The organism is Arthrobacter sp. H20, assembly GCF_000520515.1.
GTDB lineage: Bacteria > Actinomycetota > Actinomycetes > Actinomycetales > Micrococcaceae > Arthrobacter_D.
In genome coordinates this window covers 28,419-48,791 of sequence record NZ_KI914736.1, presented here as the reverse complement: position 1 = coordinate 48,791, position 20,373 = coordinate 28,419, and the positions used below count along the sequence as shown (strand labels likewise).

Below are 20,373 nucleotides of genomic sequence, written 5' to 3'. Positions count from 1 at the left end.
TTCGTTGAAGCCCGCCGTCGACGGCGCCCTGGAACGGCCTGGACACACGGTCACCAGTGTGGTGGTGGTCAAACGCAACGGCGAGCCAGTGGAGTGGACCGAGGGCCGGGACATCTGGTGGGACGACGTCGTCGGCACCGCATCCCCCGAGCACACCGCCGTCGGCCACGACTCGGAGCACCCGCTATTCATCCTCTACACCTCGGGTACCACCGGGAAACCCAAGGGCATCCTCCACACCACAGGCGGCTACCTCACGCAGACGGCCTTCACCCACAAGAACACATTCGACCTGCGGCCGGAGACCGATGTGTTCTGGTGCACTGCCGACGTCGGCTGGGTCACCGGGCACAGCTACGTGACCTACGCACCGCTGGTCAACGGGGCCACGCAGCTGATGTACGAGGGCACGCCCGACACTCCACACCAGGGCCGGTGGTGGGAGCTGATCGAGAAATACAAAGTGTCAATCCTTTATACAGCTCCGACGGCCATTAGGACCTTCATGAAGTGGGGCCGGGACATCCCCAAGAAGTATGACCTGAGCTCAATCCGGGTGCTCGGCTCCGTCGGTGAACCGATCAACCCCGAGGCCTGGATGTGGTACCGCGAGATGATCGGTGGCGGCAGCGCACCGGTGGTGGATACCTGGTGGCAGACCGAAACCGGCGCCCAGATGATCTCACCCATGCCAGGAGTTACCCACGCCAAGCCAGGCTCCGCGCAGGTTGCGGTCCCCGGAATTGCTGTGGACGTGGTCGATGAAATGGGCCAGTCAGTACCCAACGGGTCGGGCGGCTATCTCGTGGTCCGCGAACCGTGGCCGTCAATGCTTCGCGGGATCTGGGGAGATCCGCAGCGGTTCAAGGACACCTACTGGGCCCGTTTCGACAACATGTATTTCGCTGGCGATGGAGCGAAGCGGGATCAGGACGGGGACATCTGGTTGCTGGGCAGGGTTGACGACGTCATGAACATTTCAGGTCACCGGCTGTCCACCACTGAGATCGAGTCGGCCCTGGTCAGCCACCCCTCGGTGGCGGAGGCCGCCGTCGTCGGGGCATCGGATGAGACGACCGGCGAGGCGGTGGTCGCGTTCGTGATTCTGCGTGGCTCAGCCGTCGACGACGACGACATCGTCACCACGCTGCGCAACCACGTGGGCAAGGAAATCGGGCCCATCGCCAAACCACGCAATATCCTGGTGGTGCCGGAGCTCCCCAAAACCCGGTCCGGCAAGATCATGCGCCGGCTGCTCAAGGACGTTGCGGAAGGCCGCGAAGTGGGCGACGCGACAACGCTGTCTGATCCGACGATCATGGCGCAGATCTCCGCTTCGCTGCGGAAATAGTGCGCAGGTGCGCATCCCGGGCTGGCTGGCCTAGGGATGCGCACCTTTCTGCTGCGGGTACAGGCGATGAGGTACCGGGTGTGACTTTGCTTTCGCCGGAGTGTGACCTTGCCCGTAATTGGTGGCGCTGCGCACCGGGGGCCGAGGACAATTTTCAGACGTGTCTACTACCACCGTCTCCGAAACCCCTGGACCGCCGTCAGCAGCGAACCGCAAGATGGCCAGAAAGTCAGCAGCCGCCTCTTTTGTCGGCACCACGCTTGAATCCTATGACTTTTACGTCTTCGGAACTGCTGCCGCCCTGGTGTTCAATCAGGTGTTCTTCGCCGCCCAGGACCCGCTGGCCGGCACGCTCTCAGCGTTCCTGATCTTTGCAATGGGCTTTGTGGCCCGTCCCCTCGGTGCCATCCTGTTCGGCCACCTCGGCGACCGGATCGGTCGCAAGAAAACCCTGATCTGGACCATCCTGCTCATGGGCCTGGCCACCGGCTCGGTCGGTCTGCTCCCGGATTACAGTGTGATCGGGGTGTGGGCACCCATCCTGCTGACCGTGCTGCGCCTCCTCCAGGGGCTCTCACTGGGCGGCGAATGGGGCGGATCCATCCTGATCGCCACCGAGCACGCTGAACCGCGCAAACGAGCGCTCTACGCCTCGATCCCCCAGCTTGGCTCCCCCGTGGGCACGATGCTCATCTCGCTGGTGTTCCTGATCCTGGCCGTCGCCGCCCCAGATGTCATGACGACCTGGGGGTGGCGCATCCCGTTCCTGCTGGCGTTCCCGTTCCTGGGAATTGCCCTGTACCTGAGACTCGCCATTGACGAGACACCGGTGTTCAAGGAAACCGTGCAGACCCAGTCGCGGGCCAGCATTCCGTTCTTCGAGGTTATCCGGCGCCAGCCCGCGGCTATCGCTGTCGCGGCGGCTGCGGCTGTGCTCGGCATCGGTTCCTACTTCCTCATGGTGTCCTATACCCAGGCATATGGCACACAGCGACTGGGACTAGCGCAGGAGACAGTGCTCAACGCGGCCCTGGTGGGTTCGCTCCTCCAGTTGCTGACCATCCCCGCGTTTGGCTATCTGGCAATGAAAATCGGTTCGGCCAAGGTGGTGGCTGGCGGAGCTATCGGCACTGCCCTGATCGCTTTCCCGCTGTACTGGGTGATCAGCATCGCCGACGCACCGACCTACGTAGCAGCCATCCTGCTGGGAGGCATCCTGCCGACGGCCAGCTGGGCGGCGCTCGGTGGTCTGATGGCCGACATCTTCGAGCCCCGGACCGGGTTCACTGCCCTGTCCTTTGCCTACAGCCTCGCCGCCATCGTCGCCGGGTTTGCTCCATCAATCACCCAGCTCCTCGGGACAGCTACCGACGGCGCCTGGTGGCACCCCGGGATCGTCCTGGCAGTGATGAGCCTCGTGACAGTGGCCGGCGCATTGGCTGCCGTGCGGTTGCGCCGGAAAGCGACCGATAACCAGCCTGCCGACCTCTCGGCCTCGACGGCGTAGCCATTCCCCGTCCCTGAAGCGGGACGGGGAGCGGGAAGAGTGGCGTGGGGCATAGTTAAGCCATGCCGAAGACCACTACCCTCCTGATCATCAACGGACCGAACCTGAACCTGCTGGGCACCCGTGAACCGTCGACCTATGGGACAGCTACCCTGGCCGACGTCGAGGCGGTCGCCGCTGACGCCGCTGGGCGCCACGGCTGGGCGGTCACCTGCGTGCAGTCCAACCATGAGGGTGAACTGGTCGATGCGATCCACGGCGCGGCGGGGACAGCCGACGGCATCGTCATCAACGCCGGCGCGTACACCCACACCTCCATCGCCATCCGCGACGCGCTCACCGCCGTCGGCCTTCCGCTGGTTGAGGTGCACATCACCAACGTGCACCGACGCGAGGAATTCCGCCATCACTCCTACCTGTCAGCCGTCGCGGAGGCGGTAATTGTGGGTGCCGGAATCAGTGGTTACCGGTTCGCCGTCGATCATCTGATCGAAAAACTCGCCGGGGGTCCATCAGTTACGACCTCCCATGAGGGACGATAGAAACATGATCGACATCACACCAGTTGACGGGGTTCCCAGCGACGCCCCGCTCCTCGAGGTCAAAGACCTCGCCGTTACCTTCAGCACCACCTACGGCGATGTGACAGCCGTCGAGAATGCGAGCTTCACCCTAAGACGCGGTAAGACCCTCGCGATTGTTGGCGAGTCAGGATCAGGCAAGTCGACGACGGCGATGTCCTGCATCGGCCTGTTGCCCTCCAACGGCGTCATCACCAACGGCAGCATCATGTTCGAGGGCCAGAACCTGGCAACACTGCCAGAAGCCAAGATGCGCTCCATCCGTGGGCGGGCGATTGGCCTGGTACCCCAGGACCCGATGTCCAACCTCAACCCGGTCACCAAGATCGGCACCCAGGTCGCCGAGACCCTCCTGGTCCACGGGATGACAACCAAGAAGAACGTCAAAGAGCGTGTCATCGAAGTGCTCTCCGCCGCCGGTCTGCCGGACGCCGGGGAGCGGGCCAAACAATACCCTCACGAATTTTCCGGCGGAATGCGACAGCGCGCCCTGATCGCGATTGGACTGGCCTGCCAGCCGCGACTGCTGATCGCTGACGAACCGACCAGCGCCCTGGACGTCACCGTGCAGCGGACCATCCTGGATCAGATCGACCAGATGACGGAGCAGCTGGGCACGTCGGTGCTGCTGATCACCCACGACCTGGGGCTTGCCGCTGAGCGCGCCTCGGACCTCGTTGTGATGCACCGCGGCCGGGTGGTGGAAGCAGGACCGGCGCAGCAGCTCCTGAATGATCCCCAGCACCCCTACACCCAGTCGCTGGTCCGCGCCGCACCCAGCGTCGCGGCAGTACGTCTCCGGCCGGGGACCTACCACGCCGACACCGCTCGGCGGGTGGAACTAGCTGAAGCAACGTTCGTCGAGCACCAGGCTGAGACCGGAGCCAGTACGCCAATGGCGACCGATCCGGGCAAGAACATCGTCGAGATCCGCGACCTGACCAAGGTCTACAAAAGGCGTGGCAGCTCCGATGACTTCTACGCGGCGAAGAACGTAACCCTTGACGTACCACGGGGGCAGACCGTCGCCATTGTGGGCGAGTCCGGTTCAGGAAAGACCACCACAGCGCGCATGCTCCTGAAACTGATCGAGCCGACGTCGGGCACCATGACCTTCGACGGGATGGACGTAGGAACCCTGGACAAGGCGCAGCTGGCGGATTTCCGGCAACGCGTTCAGCCGATCTTCCAGGACCCGTACTCCTCACTAAACCCGATGTTCACCATTGAGCGGATCGTTGAGGAGCCCCTCAACGCCTACAAACGAGGGTCAAAGAGCGAACGACGCGCCAGGGTCCGCGAACTGATGGACCAGGTCTCCCTGCCGCAGATCGCGCTGCGCCGCTACCCCTCGGAGCTCTCCGGCGGGCAGCGGCAACGTGTGGCGATTGCTCGTGCTCTGGCTCTGAAGCCCGAGCTGATCATCTGTGACGAGCCCGTTTCAGCACTGGACGTCCTGGTTCAGGCCCAGATACTGAAGCTGCTCGGGGATCTCCAGGCGGAGCTCGGTCTGAGCTACCTGTTCATCTCCCACGACCTCGCGGTGGTCCGCCTCATCTCCGACTACGTCTGCGTGATGAAGGACGGTGAGCTGGTCGAAGCGGCCACCTCAGAGGAAGTGTTCCAGAACCCGCGCCACCCGTATACGCGCCAGCTGCTGGCGTCGATTCCCGGCAACGAGCTGAACATCGCCTAGAACCGCTCCTAACGGCAAAAGACCCCGGCACCATCGGTGCCGGGGTCTTTGCGTCATGGCTGGCTGACTAGCTACTTCTTGCGGGTCTTGGGATCCAATGACTCTCGCAACGATTCACCCAGCAGGGTGAATCCCAGCGCCGTGACTGCGATACAGATACCTGGCAGGAACGCCAGCTGCGGCGAGTTAGCCAGCTCGCTCTGGGCGTAGGTGAGCATCCGTCCCCATTCGGCCGTCTGCGGCCGCCCGCCGCCGAGCCCAAGGAACGACAGGGCTGCGGCGTCGATCACTGCTGTGGCGAGGGTCAGCGTGGCCTGGACGATAACCGGTCCAACACTGTTGGGCAGCAGATGGCTCATGGTGATGGTGGAAAGGCTCAGGCCCAGCGTCTGGGCGGCAAGAATGTAGTCCGAGCCGCGCTGGGACAACATCGATGCACGCAGCAGCCGCGCAAAAATGGGCACCTGCGAAACACCGATCGCAATCATGACCGCGTACGGCCCCTGACCGAGGATCGCAGCGATGCTTACCGCCAGCAGGAGGTTCGGCACCGAGAGCAGGATATCCACGAACCGCATGATGACACTGTCCACCCAGCCGCCGAGGCCGCCAGCAAGCAGCCCAAGGATCATCCCGCCGACGAGGCCTAGAGCAGTCGAGACGACGCCAATCAGCAGGGACGCCTGCGCGCCCCAGATCAGTTTGCTGAGGAGGTCTCCGCCGAATCGGTCGAGTCCGAGAGGGTAGGCGTCCAGCTCGCCCGGGCCCGGGATGTTGGTGGGAGTGATCTCGGTACGTCCCGGGAGTTCATCGCCGCCGTAAGGGGCGAGGACCGGCGCCAAAATGGCCACGAGGAGGAACAATCCGATGATAACGGCTCCGGCGATGGCCTGCGGGTTCTTCTTCAGCCGACGGAAGGCATCCTTCCAGAGTCCGGTTCCGGCGCCGTCGGGCATGCTCGGTTCGGTGGGCGTTGGCCCGTCACCGGCAGTTGGCGGCAATGTAGTACTCAACTCACACGCACCCTTGGATCGATGATGCTGTAGGAAATGTCAACGATTAGGTTGATCACTGCGTACAGGATGGCAATGATAATGATGAACCCTTGAAGGACCGGATAGTCGAGTCCAAAGATCGCATCACGCAGGAATCTGCCGATCCCGTTGAAGGCAAAGACCGTCTCGGTTAGCACCGCACCGGAAATAAGAAGGCCCACCTGGAGACCGATGGTCGTGACCACCGGGAGCATCGCATTACGGAGGATGAAACGGTTCCGGATGGTCTTCTCCAGCAAACCCTTGGCGCGGGCGGTACGAACGTAGTCTGCGTTCTGGACCTCCAGTACTGAGGCGCGGGTGATCCTGACGATGATGGCCAACGGGATGGTACCCAGAGCGATCCCCGGGAGGATCAGGTGCTGGAATGCGTCCCAGGCGGCATCCCACTCGCCGGTGAGCATCCCGTCCAGGACGTAAAAATCGGTGACGTGGGTGGCGTCCATCCGGGGGTCTTGCCTGCCGTCCGGCGGCAGGATGGGCCACTGGATGGCGAACAGGTACTTGAGGATGAAGGCCAGGAAGAAGACCGGGACGGTGATGCCGAGCAGGCTCAGGACCACAGAACTATGGTCAACGAACCGCCCGTAGTAGCGGGCGGCCACGTAGCCAAGCGGGATACCGATGCCGATGGCGAAAATCAGGGCAACGATGGTGAGTTCGACGGTGCCGGGGAACCGGGTGGCAAACTCTTCAAGCACCGGGCGGCCGGTGTTGATCGAGGTGCCGAAGTCACCTTGCAGGAGCTTGCCCATGTAGGTGAAGTATTGGGCGACGATAGGTTCATTGAAGCCGTAGAGCTCATTCACCCTCTCCACCGCTTCAGGGGTGGCCCGCTCGCCCAGAAGAGCGGTTGCAGGACCGCCGGGAAGATTGCGCACCCACAGGAACAACAGGATCGACAAGCCGATCAATGTGGGTACCAGCAGCGCGAGGCGCTTACCAATGACGCGTAGCACGGGGTCCTTTCAGGAACGGATCAAACACTTTTCCAACGAACGACAGGAGAGCCGGGCCCGATAGGCCAGGCTCTCCTGTCATCTGATGATGCTATTCGTTGAGTTCGATCATGTTGAAGACCTCGTCATTGACTGGGCTTGCCGGGTACGAGTCAACCCGTGGCGCGAAGGCCAGCGATGGCGCAGGGTGAGCCAACGGGATCGCCGGGTTGAACTCGGCAATCTGTTCGTTGATTTCCTCGTACGCCGCCGTCTGCTCTTCCCTGTCGGTCATGGCGCGGGCCTCATCCAGGGCCGCGAACAGTTCGGGGTTGTCAAAACCGAACTCGAGCTTCTCCTGGCCGAAGAACACGCCGATGAAGTTGTCAGTGTCGTTGTAGTCCCCGGTCCATCCGAGCAGGTGGATGCCATGGTCGGCCGTGCCCTGGATCTTGTCCAGGTAGTCGGGGGTCCACACGTCAGGAGCAGGAGTAGCGGTAATGCCTACGGCTGCCAGCTGATCGGTCAGGTTGGTGAAGACCTGCTCGGGAGTTGGCATGTACGGCCGGGAAACGTTCGTCGGGTAGTTGAACTCGACCTCGAAGCCGTCGGGGTAACCCGCTTCTTCAAGCAGTTCCATGGCCCGCTCCGGGTCATAGTCATAGGTGGTTACCTCGTCGTTGTAGCCGTCAACAACGTCAGGGATGAACTGGGTAGCCAGCTGCGTTCCTTCCGGAAGAGTCTGGTCAATCAGTGCCTGCTTGTCGATGGCGTGGTGGATCGCTTCGCGGACCAGAGGATCGCTCAGCTCTTCAACCTCGTGGTTCAGACCCAGGTACAGGATCGTAAAGGGATCACGCGGAACGATCATGAAACCCTCGTCCTCAAGGGTCGGGATATCCGCTGGCGAGACGAGGTCAAACCCGTCGACAGTACCAGCCTGCAGGGCCTGGGTCCGCGCCTGTGGATCGTCGATGACACGGAAGATGATCGTCTCTACCTGTCCCTGCTCGCCCCAGTAGTCCTCGTAGGTGGACAGCTGTAGCTGCTCGCCAACCGACCAGGAATCGAACTTGAACGGTCCGGTACCTACCGGGTTGCCCTCGGCGTAGGCGCTAAGGGCAGGAGCTTCTGCAGATCCGCCGATGTCGTCGGCGGCGAACTCTTCAAGCGCCGTTGGGCTCTGCATGGCGAAAGCCGGCAATGACAGTGCCGGAACAAATCCGGCAAATGGCTGCGCGAGCGTGACGGTTGCCTCGAGGTCCCCGTTCACCTCGCAGGATTCGTAGACAGCAGCGTCAGGTGAGTCAGCGAAGCCGCGGAACAGGTTGTTGTAGTAATAGGACACGGAGGGCGCCTGGGCCACCCCTGTCCAGTTGTACCAGCGGTCAAAGTTGAAGCAGACGGCGTCGGCATTGAATTCGGTGCCGTCGTGAAAGGTGACGCCCTCCTTCAGCGCGAAGGTGGTCGAGAGGCCGTCTTCGGACGTTTCCCAGGACTCGGCGAGTAGCGGGGCTGGATCGGCTGTGCCGGGCTCCACTCCAACGAGGCCCTCGAACAGCTGGCGGCTGATCCGGAAGGTCTCCCCGTCGCTGGCAAAGGCGGGGTCAAGGGACGCTGGGTCCGACGATGCTGCGAAAACGAAAGTCGAATCGACTGCCGCCTCACCGCCATCGGCAGTTTCGTCGTCCCGCTGGCTTTCGACGCAGCCGGAAAGCAACAGCGCACCGATTGCCAATCCTGCCGTGATCACAGCGGCCCGCTTTCTGGCGGGGCGTGAGCTGCGCGGCGGTGTGGCGCTTTCTTGCATGTTGAGCTCCTCGTGTACGAGTGGGGAGGCAGTGCACGTGATGTGATGCCCTGACGGCTTCGCTGGCGCGCAGCTATCTGTGCAAAGAGCCTAACCCCGCGGACGGGTGGTTATGGGATTTACATCACAGTTGAGGTTACGATTTGGTCACGCGTTTAGGGCAGAGCCCAAGTGATCGTGAACGATGGGACGGCTGTTTGCCCGTCACCTCGGAAGGACCAGCATGACTGAGAAACTCGATACTGCCGCCTGGTACCGGCGGTTTGCCGTTGTGGAAGCCCGCGGGTACTCCAAGACCTATGACCAGTGGTGCATGGGTCTTAGCGAGGATCCGCAGGTCCTCGGTATGCTCGACGACCTGCCAGCAGCCAAACGCCAACCGAACCTGCTGCTGGGCGCAGCACGCTTCAACGGCGCGGAGCCGACGCCGTATCCTCAGTTCCGCGAGTTTCTGCTGGACCATTGGACTCAGATACGCGGGACGATGCTCGCCCGACGGACCCAGACCAACGAGGCAGGTCGATGCGCTGTCCTCCTGCCGCTCCTGGCGAGGATTGCCGCTGCTGAGGGCCAGCCGCTGGCTCTGATTGAGGTGGGTGCCTCCGCCGGGTTGTGCCTCTACCCGGACCGGTACGGCTACTCGTACGACGGCGGTCCTGTGCTGTCAGCCGGTGAGGTCCCCGACGCGCTGGTGATGGACTGTGCCTCCACCGGTAGCCCACCGCTGCCCAGCCAACTGCCTCAGGTCACCTTTCGCGCCGGCCTGGACCTGAACCCGCTCGATGTCGCTGACGACGACGACGTCGCCTGGCTGCAGGCGCTGGTCTGGCCGGAGCATGCCCGCCGCCGAGACCGGCTACGCGCCGCCGTCGAGGTGGCCCGCCGGGNCGCCGGGAGCCGCCAGCGCTGGTCACAGGTGATCTGGCCCTTGACGTCGACGCGTTGGTTGCCTCGGCACCGGCCGGGTCCACAGTTGTCGTGTTCCACAGCGCGGTTCTGGGGTACGTCGACAAGCTGGGCCGGGAGACGTTCAGGGAGACCATGGTCAGGCTGACATCCGACCGGAGCCGTCCCGTGCACTGGCTGTCGAACGAAGGCTACGGGGTCCTGCCGGGGGTGGCGGGTGCCATGCCGAAGGCTGAAGCCGAGGTGGACCGTTTGTTTGTCCTCGCCCACAACGGCCACGCCGTGGCCCGGACCGGCGGCCACGGGCAGACGCTCGAGTGGCTGGCCTGAGACCCTAGCGGCGGTTGCACTGTCCCGCCGACACGGTGTCAGTCAACGCACCAGCCTGCTCGGCGATGGGCTGCAGTTCCGCCAGGGTGAGGGCGTACCCCACCGGCGCATCCTGAGTTGATTTCGCGAAGATCACTCCAGCCACCCTGCCCTGCATGTCCAGCAGCGGCCCCCCCGAGTTTCCCTGCTGCACGTTCGCCGCGAGGCTGTACACGTTGACCGACGAGGGGTCAGCTCCGTAGATGTTGGCGACCAGGACATCGCTGCGGTTCTGGATGCTCGCAGGCTGGATCTGGAACGGCCCACCGGCAGGGTAGCCCGCAAATGCTGCGGTGTCTCCGGTGGCGAGGTCTTCGCCAAGCGGCAGGGCGGCACGGTCCAGTCCATCTACGGCAAGGACAGCGATGTCCCGGACGGCATCAAAGTGGACAATCCGCCCTGGCAGTGCTCCCCCTCCGGGAACCTCCACAACCGGTTCATTGACCCCTGCAACCACGTGGGCGTTTGTTACCACACGGCCCGGCGCGATGATGAAGCCGGACCCGGTCTGGTTCTGGCCACATTGGAACGCTGTCCCGGCGATGCGCAGCACCGACTCGGATGCGGCGGCGAGCTCCGGAGTATCGACTGAGGCATCGGGAACCGGAATCGGGGATGCTGGGGCAACGCTTTCGAGGATGGTGGGGATGCCGTCGTCGACCGCTATGGTGCGCAGTTGTGCCATCCAGGTGCGGACCGGCGACGGTGTCAGGCTATCGATTCCCCGGATTACCTGTGACGAGGCGATCGACTGGGAAAGGAAGGGCATGCCGAGGGTCCCGATGCTGAACGCCAGCATTGACATCACCAGCGCTGCGACCACCACGTTCACCGCACCGCCCAATAGTCGGTCGACCAGCCGGATGGGAGGAAAGTCAAGGGCCCGGCGAATGCCTCCCCCGAGCCGCGAACCGATTGCCTGGCCCACTACAACCAGCACCAGTGCGGTGAAAATGATGGCGGGCAGCCGCCACGCCTCGTCGGGAACCCACTCGCTGACAAGGGGGATGGCGAAGAAAGCAGCTATGGCTCCGACAACGAAGCCGGCAATGCCGCCGAGCGTCACCAGGAAGCCGTTGCGTAGGCCGGCAACGAGATATCCGATCAGCGCCAACACCAGCAAAATGTCCAAGATGGTGAATTCTGGCACGTGCGCTCTCCCTGGTTGTTCAGAGGCGCTGCACCTCCGACCAAAGTGAGTCTATCGGCCGGTACTGACAATCTCCTGAGCCTCGCCACTACCCGAATCAGCGTTTTGGTTGCCCTCGGAACCGGTTTGACTCTTCTTCAGCAGGTTATTCGGCTAATCCGACGGCGAACACGCGTGTAGCAGGTGTCACAAGTTCGTTATGTACGGCAAGATGGAATGAGCCAACAATTGATCAGGAGAATTCATGGACATCGAGGTACTGCGCCGCGCGCCACTCTTCGCTTCGCTGGGCGACGACGTTTTCGCCGCGCTCACCGACGAACTGACCGAAGTGGATCTCTCTCGCGGAGCGTCAGTTTTCCGCGAAGGCGATCAGGGCGACCAGCTGTATTTCATTGTGTCCGGCAAGATCAAGCTGGGCCGTACAGCTCAGGACGGTCGCGAGAACTTGCTGGCTATCCTCGGCCCGGGCGAGCTGTTCGGCGAGATGGCGCTGTTTGATCCCAGTCCCCGCACCGCCACGGCTACTGCCGTGTCCGAGACGCGCCTCGCCGGGTTGAAGAACGAAAACCTCCGCACGCTGCTCGAGACGCGCCCCGAGGTCTCCGCTCAACTACTGCAGGCTCTGGCCCGCCGGCTACGCCGCACCAATGAGTCACTGGCGGATCTGGTGTTCTCCGACGTCCCTGGCCGCGTTGCCAAGGCACTGCTGGACCTGGCCGACCGGTTCGGCCGCCCCGCGACTGACGGCATTCTGGTGGCTCACGAGCTGACGCAGGAAGAACTTGCCCAGCTGGTCGGCGCTTCCCGCGAGACAGTCAACAAGGCCCTGGCCGAGTTTGTGCAGCGGGGATGGCTGCGCCTGGAGGCGCGCGCCGTCGTTATCCTGGACATCCAGCGTCTGCGTCAACGGAGCCGCTAGATTCTGATGCCTCCTCCCCCACCTTCGCCGAAGAGTTAGATCTGGCGATCCCTCAGGGTTTCGATCGACCAGATCTAACTTCTCGGCATGAATACCTTTCGCTGAAGAGTTAGGTCTGGTGACGACGACGGCGTGCATCCCACCTAATCTCACCGTTCGGCGAGGGAATGGGGTGCCCGGTCCAACCCTGCCGGCGGAGGGCACGGGTTATTTTCTGTTCGATCCACTCAGACCCGGCGCTGACGTCCAGCTTGTTGAGTTTAATCTGTTTCCAACCGAGTTCAGCGGTCATCTGATCCCGGTTTGCGTCCCGGGCCTGCTGTTCTGGCGTCAGGTGGTGCAGTCCGTCGTATTCGATGCAGGTGCGAAAACCGCGACAGCCAAGGTCCGTCCAGACCTGCGGGATCCCGTTCAAGTCGCCAATTGGGTAGTTGACCAAAAACTCCGGTAACCCGGCGCGCTGCAGGACCAGCCGAACCATGGTCTCTGGTGGTGAATCAACACCCACCCGGAGTTCCTCGTATGCCCCGCGCGCCTTGCGAATCCACCGATGGCCCGATTGTCGACGCAGGTACCGCGCCAGTTCCGAGTAAGGAACGAGAGGGGTGCGCTCCGGTCCGAATGAGCGGCGATGTTCACTCACAATGAAGTCTCCGGCCACGATCAGGTCATCAAAAGTGAGCATTCCCGCCAGATCCAACCAGGTTCGGAAAACCGACGTAGTAGGCATCCCCTTGCGGGAAGTTGTGTCTCCCGAGATCATTTTCAGGCTGTGTCCAACCACGTCTTTTCGTTGCGGTCTGGCGTCCGGAAACGCCCGCGACAAATGAATGATCGGTTCATTCGAGAACCAGGGCGGAAGCGGGATGGCAAAGAGCTGAGCTGCGCTCGTGTGACTGATCCAGGAGCCAGGGGTCACATCGAGATACGGCTGGTAGCGGCCCACGGGCTCAAGCTCGGCATTTTTCGGTACCCGAATCCCCCGACTTGGCGTCCATAAGTCCGCCGCCCGGGTTCGGCTGCGCTGAACCCCCGCTCGCCGCGCGGAGTCCAGGGTGAAGGAATGCGATGAAAGGTCATCCGGCAACGGCGCTCGTCTAGGCATGCACCTATTGGACTCCATCGCGAGGTTCGCGACTTTGGTTATCCACAGTCGCCCCCCGAGGAGTTAGCTTTGGCGACTCACAAGGGTTTCAGCCCCCCCAAATCTAACTTTTCGGCGGGAGTGCGGGAGTTCGGGAGTGCGGGAGTTCGGGCGGGGAGGGCGGAGGGGGTTAGCGGCCGCGCTGGCCGGAACCGCCCTCGGTGGCTACCGAGCAGGCAACCTCAAGCATTGGGTCCTCATCCTCGGCAGGAGTAACGAGGTGGGGGTAGTAGACCTTCATGGGTCGCTTGTGCGTCAGGTAGGCAACACAGCCCTTGGACGATCCGATCTTCTCAAGTATGATCCGGACCGCGGGGACGGTCAGTCCATCCAGCGTGCGGCCCAACGAATTGGATTGCCCAACCTCGTCGCCGAGGATAGTGGTTTCTGCTCGCGCCACTTCCCGGGCGGCACACCGCCATTCCCCCCAGATTCCCTTGCTGGCGAGCACTGAGGCTTCCTGGCCAGTCGGCTGCGCGGCCGCGAAATAATGGGTGTCGAACCGGCGGTGAGCGTAATCCGGGCTGAGCCAATGCGCAAGCGGCTTGAGCAAGTCGGTGCGAAGCCCCAGACCCCGACGGGTCAGGATCTCGGAGAAGGAACGCTCCTGGGTGGCGATGTCCTCCCGGGCCTTCATCCATTCCGGATTCCGGCTCCCGTCGACAAGGGACACCGCGTCCGGTCCAGCCAACAGCACACCGGTCTCTTCGAATAGTTCGCGGATGGCCCCGACCACGTGGCGGCGGGCCGCAAACAGGTCATCAATACCCATCGCCTTCGCCCACTGAGCGGGTGTGGGACCGAACCAGGCGACGTCGTCGTCGTCGGACTCCTCGATGCTGCCGCCGGGAAACGCGACGATGCCCAGCGGGGACTCGCCGCGCCGGTAGGACAGGTAGGTTTCAGTTCCCGTGGGAGCGTCACGGATCAGGACGACCGACGACGCCAGGCGTGGCTTGACCGGCGTTCGTTCGCCGTGCTCAACCCAGCTTCGCGCTGCGCCAAGCTGGTCTTCTGGAACTTGAAAAAGACGGTTACTAATGTAGCCCACAGGAATCAGACAAACTCGGCGATAATCTCGACTTCCACCGGCGCATCCCGGGGAAGAACTGCAACGCCGACGGCGGAGCGTGCGTGTGTGCCGGCGTCGGCGAGCACCTGCCCCAGGAGGTCGGAGGCTCCGTTGATTACTTCGGGCTGGCCCGTGAAGCCGGGGTCGGAGGCGACGAAGCCAACTACCTTGACGATTCGACTGATCCGGTCCAGGTCCCCGATCTGGGACTTGATGGCCGCCAGTGCGTTCACCGCGCACGTTGCCGCATACTCTTTGGCAGCCTCCGGTGTCACCTCGGCGCCTACCTTCCCCAAAGCTGGGAGTTCACCGTTAATAAGCGGGAGCTGTCCGGCAGTGAAGACGTAGCTTCCCGTCACCACTGCCGGCACGTATGAAGCCAAGGGCTGCACTACGTCCGGGAGGGTGATTCCGAGATCCAGCAACCGGCGTTCGACGGCGGAAGTTGGGCTGTCGGTGCTAGTCACGGCTAGTTCTTCTCTCGTTTCAGGTAGGCAACGAGGCCCTTGCCATCAGGCCCAGGAACTACCTGCACCAACTCCCAGCCGTCCTCTCCCCACTGATCCAGAATCTGCTTCGTGGCGTGGATGATGAGCGGAATTGTCGAGTACTCCCATTTGGTCATGGTTCACAGACTAGCGCGTGCTTGTAAACTGGAGTAATGGCTGCTCGTAAATCACCGATCTTTGACACAGCAACCACCCTGGGGAAGATGATTGCGTTTCTCGGAATCAGTGCTTTGAGTGGGGTGCTTGCTGCGGGTCTACTGGTCCCAGTCGCTGCGGCGGCGGGTACCGGTGCTTCCGCATCTATCCAGTTCTTTGAAGAACTGCCGGCGGAACTGGAGCGCGGCGCCCTGGCCCAGCCTTCCAAGATTCTCGCCTCGGACGGGTCGCTCATCGCGACCCTGTATGAGGAGAACCGCCAGCCAGTCACCCTCGACCAGGTCTCCCCCAACATGGTGAACGCCCTCCTCGCTATTGAGGACGCCCGGTTCTACGAGCACGGTGGCGTGGACCTGCAGGGCATCATGAGCGCTGTAGTGAGCAACGTCAGCAGCGACACCACCCGCGGTGCCTCCACCATCACCCAGCAATACGTCAATAACGTCCTGATCGACGCCAGTCTGCAGAGCGGCGACGGATCGGTCACGTTCAGCGGCGGCAAGACCCTCGGCGACAAGCTCCGCGAAGCGAAATTGGCCATCGCCGTCGAGAAGGAGCTCAGCAAGGACGAGATCCTTGAGGGCTACATGAACATTGTGCCGTTCACCGGCACCACCTACGGCGTCCAGGCAGCGTCGAAGTACTTCTTCAACGTTGAAGCCGCGGACCTGAACATTCAGCAGGCGGCGCTGCTCGCCGGTGTGGTCAATGGACCCACCTTCTATAGTCCGGAGCTCAATCCGGAGCGCGCACTGGAGCGACGCAACCTGGTACTTGGCGCCATGTTGTCGAACAGCCACATCACCCAGGAAGAGTACGACGCCGCCGTCGCTTCCGATCTGGGCTTGGAAATCACCCCCACACTCAGTGGCTGCGTCGGCGCCGAGCAGTCACCGTACTTCTGTGACTACGTCACCCATCTGGTCCTGAATGACGCGGCCTATGGCGAAACCCTTGAAGCACGGCAAGACACGCTGTACCGCGCCGGGCTGACAATCACGACGACGTTGGACTCCGTGGCGCAGGCCGCAGCTCAGACAGCAATCGCCGAGACCGCTAACCGGGACTCCACGGATCCGTCGGTTGGTCACTCGATGGTCAGCTTGGAACCGGGCACCGGCGACATCCTGGTGATGGCACAGAACACCCGATACATGCCCGGCACCGAGCCGGGCGATTCAGTGCTGAACTTCAATGTCGACCTGTACGAAGGTGGAGACCCGGCCAAACCGCTAGGCGGAGTTGGCGGATTCCAGCCGGGATCAACATTTAAGCCGTTTGCGGTTGGCGGCTGGCTTGAGGACGGCCGGGCGCTGAACACGGTGGTTGACGGCAGCAAAAAAGTCTACCCAGTGGAAGATCGGTGGGAGGCCAGTTGCCTCCAGAATGGTTACTGGGAAAATCCCGGACCAGAACCCTACGAGCCTCAAAACTACGGCGACATCAACTATGGAAACTACAGCGTGCTAGAAGGACTCGCGAAGTCCTACAACACCGTCACCATGGAGACGGCCGACCAGATTGATCTCTGCACGCCGTTCCAAATCGCGGCTGATCTTGGTGTACACGATGGAAAGAGCTCGGAGGGCGAGTACACCCCTCTACAAGTTCTACCGTCCGCCTTGATCGGTGGCGGTAGTGAGGTGTCACCGATGTCCATGGCCACGGCTTACGCGGCGTTGGGAGCTGAGGGTCTGACGTGTGAGCCACGGGCTCTCACCGAAGTGACTGCTGTTGACGGCACCAGCTTCCCCGTTCCGGAACAGACGTGCGAACAGGCAGTTCCCGAGGAACTCGCCCGGGGCATGAATTACGCCACTCAGGCAGTGATGGAGCGTGGGTCCGGGCAACTCCTGGAGTACGGCGACGTCCCCATGGCAGGCAAAACGGGAACCAATGACGATCGGTCACAGACCTGGTTTATGGGCTACAACTCGGGGATGGCCACCGCAAGCTGGCTCGGAAACTGGAAGGCCAATAGTGTCTCCCTATCGGACCTGCAGATTGGTGGCCAGATCTATGAAGAGATCGATGGCGCGTTTGTTGCGGCTCCCTCCTGGGAGCGCTTCATGCAGCAGATCCCCGATCGTTTCCCAGCCGAGGAATTTGTTGATCCTCCGCAGCGCATGCTGAACGCTCAGCGTCCCACCACGCGGACTCAGCCCGGCAACGGGAACGGCGACCAGGAGGGCCGGCCAGGAAACAACCAGGGGGACCCCGGGAACAGTGGGCCACCCGCCGATGCCCCACCGGAGAATGGCCCCCGGAATCCAGACAACAACGAAGACGAAGGTTAACTCTTGGGCTCATCGAAGCTACTCGACGCCGCGACGATTGCTGTGGGGGGAACAGCAGCGGTAGCCGTAGCCGGTTTCGGTTACGCCTCCCTGGTGGAACGCAACCTGTTCCAGTTGCGGGAGGAGACTCTGCCGATCCTCCCTCCGGGCAGCCGCCCAGTGCGGGTCTTGCACCTCTCCGACATTCACATGGCACCGCGCCAGGTTGCCAAGACGCAGTGGCTGCAGGGGTTGGCCGAGCTCAAACCCGACCTCGTGGTCAATACCGGTGACAACCTCAGCCACCGCAAGGGAGTTGAACCGCTACTTGAGGCGCTTGGCCCTCTGATGCAGTTCCCCGGCGTGTTTGTGCCCGGGTCCAACGACTACTACGCCCCAGTGATCAACAACCCTCTGCGGTACCTTTCCGGACCGTCAAAGCACCGCACCGGGCGCGCGCCGAAGTCCCTACCCTGGGCCGAGCTATTCAGAAGCTTTGGCAGCGCGGGATGGATCGACCTCACCAACCGGTCACAGTCGGTGGCTATGGGTAACCTGCGGCTCGACTTCACCGGAGTGGATGATCCGCACATCAACCGTGACAGCTACGTGGGCTACCCAGCGGGCAGCAGCACGTCCCCTGATGCGCGGCACCTCCGGATTGCCGTCGCCCACGCCCCTTACCAGCGGGTCCTTGATTACTTCACTGCTGGCGGCGCTCACCTCATCCTCGCCGGTCATACCCACGGCGGCCAGGTCTGCATCCCGGGCTACGGCGCCCTGGTCAGCAACTGCGACCTTCCCACCTGGCGGGCACGCGGAGTCACCGACTGGGAGCACGAGGGGCGGAGCATCCCGTTGAATGTGTCAGCAGGAATTGGCACCTCCCGGTTTGCCCCAGTCCGCTTTGCCTGCCGACCGGAAGCAGTGCTGCTCACCCTGACCCAGCGGTAGCCGCAGTCAACCCAACTGGAGACTGCCGCCCCTGACAGAGGTGAGGGTCTGACATAGGATAGTTGCTACGGGACACGAATTGTCCGCTCCTGGTAGTTCCGCCTCTAAGTGTCAAAGACAGAAGTATGCAGACTCAAACCACCCTGTGGGAATCTCTCAGCCGGCTGTACCCACACATCAAGCCCATCTTGCCACGGCTGATTCTTGGCCTCGTCTGTGCGCTGGGCGCCAGCCTGATGGCGCTGGCCATCCCTCAGGTCTTCCGTGTGCTGATCAACGATGCCCTCACCGTCGGTGGTGCAACGTCGACGGTGTGGATCGCGGCCGGTGTCGTCCTCCTGCTCGGCATCCTTGAGGCGACGTTCGTTGCACTGCGACGCCAGTTTGTTATCGCTCCGGCGACAACCGTCGAAACGAATATGCGCACGTCTTTCTACCGGCATTTGCAGGACCTCACCGTCGCATTCCACGATCGCTGGGGCAGCGGGCAACTCCTCTCCCGCGCCATGACTGACCTGAACCTCATGCGCCGCTGGATGGCATTCGGTCTGATCATGCTGGTGGTGACGTCGTTGACTGTAGTGATCGGCGTCGTCATCATGTTCCTCACCTCGTGGGCGCTGGCGCTGATCTTTCTTGCCGCTGCGCTGCCGATCATGATCTACGGGTTCCGTTTCCGCACCTCCTACAGCAAGGTCTCCCGGAAAAGCCAGGACCAGGCCGGCGATCTGGCGACCACAGTTGAGGAATCAGTCCACGGCATCCGGGTCCTGAAAGCCTTCGGCCGCAGCCGCGAAGCCCTTGAGGGCTTCAACCTGCAGGCAGAAGAGCTTCGTCAGACGGAAATCTACAAGGCCCGCTCGCTCGCCAACTTTTCGTTGATCGTGACACTGCTCCCCGAACTGGCGCTGGGTGCATCACTGGTGGTCGGCGTGCTGTTCGCCGCCAACGGTGACCTGTCGATTGGCGCCCTGGTGGCGTTCTTCGCCACCGCCGCAGTAGTCGCAACTCCCGTCGAATTCATCGGCCCGCTACTGGCAATGACCTTCACCGCCAAGACCGCCATCGACCGGCACTACGAGGTGATGGAGTCGGTCAACACCATCACCGATCCCGAGGATCCAGTCCGGTTGGTCGATCCCCGCGGCGAGGTAACGTTCACCGACGTGCACTTCCGCTACCCGGACGCTGAGGAGGGCACCCGCGATATCCTCAACGGCATCAACCTCACCATGCGCCCCGGCGAGACGATGGCCCTGGTCGGGGTCACCGGATGCGGGAAGAGCACCCTCCTGCAACTGGTCCCCCGCCTGCATGAGGTGACAGGCGGATCTATCAGGATCGACGGAACCGATCTGCGCAGCATCTCCATCGCCGATCTCCGCACCCACGTCTCGGTTGCCTTCGAGGACACCACACTCTTCTCCAACTCGGTCCGAGAAAACGTTCTGATGGGTGCCGAACCGCGGGACGATAAACACGCCGAAGACATCCTGGCCGAGGCCCTCGACGTCGCCCAGGCGCACTTCGCCTATTCACTGCCCGACGGCGTCGACACCCTGATCGGCGAGGAGGGCCTCAGTCTCTCCGGCGGGCAGCGGCAGCGGATTGCGCTCGCCCGATCCATTGCGGCCAACCCGCGGGTTCTGGTTCTTGATGACCCATTGTCTGCGCTGGATGTGCGCACCGAGGAGTTGGTGGAGGAAGGACTGCGTCAGGTCCTTGATCAGACCACCACACTGATAGTCGCCCACCGGCCATCGACTGTTGCCCTCGCAGACCGGGTGGCCCTGCTGGAGGACGGGCGGGTGACCGACGTCGGCACCCACACCGAGCTGCTGGTGCGCAATACCCACTACCGGTACGTGATTGCCAGCCTGCCCGATGAACCGACTGACCTGGACACCGAACTCGAAGACCTGAAGAACGACGACGAGGGGGCGCTCACGTGAGCACAGCGCCACAGCCGAACAGCGG

18 protein-coding genes are annotated in these 20,373 nt (G+C 62.7%); 10 read left to right on the top strand and 8 right to left on the bottom strand.

The genetic code is table 11. The features are described from left to right. From Y703_RS19580 to Y703_RS0111660, 4 genes are all read left to right on the top strand, one after another. On the top strand, window positions 1-1,351 hold a 1,351-nt coding region (locus Y703_RS19580), incomplete at its 5' end, for an acetate--CoA ligase (protein ID WP_035764818.1). 160 nt (window positions 1,352-1,511) lie between these two features. Next, window positions 1,512-2,858, top strand: coding sequence for an MFS transporter (locus Y703_RS0111670; protein WP_026552836.1), 1,347 nt, complete (start codon window positions 1,512-1,514; stop codon window positions 2,856-2,858). A 62-nt stretch (window positions 2,859-2,920) separates the two neighbouring features. Continuing rightward, window positions 2,921-3,400: a type II 3-dehydroquinate dehydratase gene (gene aroQ / locus Y703_RS0111665; RefSeq protein ID WP_026552835.1), complete on the top strand. Its 480-nt coding sequence runs from the start codon at window positions 2,921-2,923 to the stop codon at window positions 3,398-3,400. 4 nt (window positions 3,401-3,404) lie between these two features. Continuing rightward, window positions 3,405-5,135 carry a dipeptide ABC transporter ATP-binding protein gene (locus Y703_RS0111660; protein WP_026552834.1) on the top strand — a complete coding sequence of 577 codons (1,731 nt, stop codon included), beginning with the start codon at window positions 3,405-3,407 and terminating at the stop codon, window positions 5,133-5,135. 71 nt (window positions 5,136-5,206) lie between these two features. Here Y703_RS0111660 and Y703_RS0111655 read toward each other — a convergent pair whose 3' ends face one another. The 3 genes from Y703_RS0111655 to Y703_RS0111645 form a co-directional block, all read right to left on the bottom strand. Further along, window positions 5,207-6,148, bottom strand: a complete 942-nt coding sequence (locus Y703_RS0111655) for an ABC transporter permease (RefSeq protein ID WP_026552833.1) — start codon at window positions 6,146-6,148, stop codon at window positions 5,207-5,209. Then, window positions 6,145-7,149: an ABC transporter permease gene (locus tag Y703_RS0111650; RefSeq protein WP_026552832.1), complete on the bottom strand. Its 1,005-nt coding sequence runs from the start codon at window positions 7,147-7,149 to the stop codon at window positions 6,145-6,147. Before Y703_RS0111650 ends, Y703_RS0111655 begins: the two co-directional genes overlap by 4 nt. 91 nt (window positions 7,150-7,240) lie before the next feature. Further along, the gene (locus tag Y703_RS0111645; protein ID WP_035764815.1) at window positions 7,241-8,938 is read right to left on the bottom strand and encodes an ABC transporter substrate-binding protein; all 1,698 of its coding nucleotides are present in this window, start codon (window positions 8,936-8,938) and stop codon (window positions 7,241-7,243) included. Window positions 8,939-9,161: 223 nt separating this feature from the next. On the opposite strand from Y703_RS0111645, the gene Y703_RS19575 reads away from it, so the two are divergent. Together Y703_RS19575 and Y703_RS23125 are read left to right on the top strand one after the other, a co-directional pair. Further along, window positions 9,162-9,992 carry a DUF2332 domain-containing protein gene (locus tag Y703_RS19575; protein ID WP_253908028.1) on the top strand — a complete coding sequence of 277 codons (831 nt, stop codon included), beginning with the start codon at window positions 9,162-9,164 and terminating at the stop codon, window positions 9,990-9,992. After that, entirely contained in the window at window positions 9,881-10,174 is a 294-nt protein-coding gene (locus Y703_RS23125; RefSeq protein ID WP_253908027.1) for a DUF2332 family protein, read from the top strand. The genes Y703_RS19575 and Y703_RS23125 overlap by 112 nt, the downstream gene beginning before the upstream one ends. Window positions 10,175-10,178: 4 nt before the next feature. On the opposite strand, the gene Y703_RS0111635 is transcribed toward Y703_RS23125, so the two are convergent. After that, window positions 10,179-11,363: a MarP family serine protease gene (locus tag Y703_RS0111635; RefSeq protein ID WP_035764812.1), complete on the bottom strand. Its 1,185-nt coding sequence runs from the start codon at window positions 11,361-11,363 to the stop codon at window positions 10,179-10,181. Between the two features lie 244 nt (window positions 11,364-11,607). Between Y703_RS0111635 and Y703_RS0111630 the strand changes: the two genes are divergently transcribed. Then, window positions 11,608-12,285 (top strand): Crp/Fnr family transcriptional regulator, encoded by a 678-nt coding sequence (locus Y703_RS0111630; RefSeq protein WP_019483148.1) that lies wholly within the window; start codon window positions 11,608-11,610, stop codon window positions 12,283-12,285. A 109-nt stretch (window positions 12,286-12,394) separates the two neighbouring features. Here the strand turns inward: Y703_RS0111630 and Y703_RS19570 are convergent, their stop codons facing one another. The 4 genes from Y703_RS19570 to Y703_RS22155 form a co-directional block, all read right to left on the bottom strand. Next, on the bottom strand, window positions 12,395-13,015 hold the full coding sequence (locus Y703_RS19570) for an endonuclease domain-containing protein (protein ID WP_253908026.1): 621 nt from the start codon (window positions 13,013-13,015) through the stop codon (window positions 12,395-12,397). Window positions 13,016-13,559: 544 nt separating this feature from the next. Further along, on the bottom strand, window positions 13,560-14,480 hold the full coding sequence (locus Y703_RS0111620) for an NUDIX hydrolase (RefSeq protein ID WP_026552829.1): 921 nt from the start codon (window positions 14,478-14,480) through the stop codon (window positions 13,560-13,562). 5 nt (window positions 14,481-14,485) lie between these two features. Next, window positions 14,486-14,968, bottom strand: a complete 483-nt coding sequence (locus Y703_RS0111615; protein ID WP_026552828.1) for a RidA family protein — start codon at window positions 14,966-14,968, stop codon at window positions 14,486-14,488. 2 nt (window positions 14,969-14,970) lie between these two features. After that, window positions 14,971-15,126, bottom strand: coding sequence for a Sp36 family protein (locus Y703_RS22155; RefSeq protein WP_155849513.1), 156 nt, complete (start codon window positions 15,124-15,126; stop codon window positions 14,971-14,973). Window positions 15,127-15,162: 36 nt separating this feature from the next. Here Y703_RS22155 and Y703_RS19565 point away from each other — a divergent pair, with 36 nt between their 5' ends. The 3 genes from Y703_RS19565 to Y703_RS0111595 all read left to right on the top strand — a co-directional run bounded on the left by Y703_RS19565 (window position 15,163) and on the right by Y703_RS0111595 (window position 20,348). Further along, the gene (locus Y703_RS19565) at window positions 15,163-17,463 is read left to right on the top strand and encodes a transglycosylase domain-containing protein (protein ID WP_051427540.1); all 2,301 of its coding nucleotides are present in this window, start codon (window positions 15,163-15,165) and stop codon (window positions 17,461-17,463) included. 3 nt (window positions 17,464-17,466) lie between these two features. Beyond that, window positions 17,467-18,396, top strand: coding sequence for a metallophosphoesterase (locus tag Y703_RS0111600; protein WP_026552827.1), 930 nt, complete (start codon window positions 17,467-17,469; stop codon window positions 18,394-18,396). Between the two features lie 125 nt (window positions 18,397-18,521). Then, window positions 18,522-20,348 carry an ABC transporter ATP-binding protein gene (locus Y703_RS0111595; protein WP_026552826.1) on the top strand — a complete coding sequence of 609 codons (1,827 nt, stop codon included), beginning with the start codon at window positions 18,522-18,524 and terminating at the stop codon, window positions 20,346-20,348. Window positions 20,349-20,373: the final 25 nt, after the last annotated feature.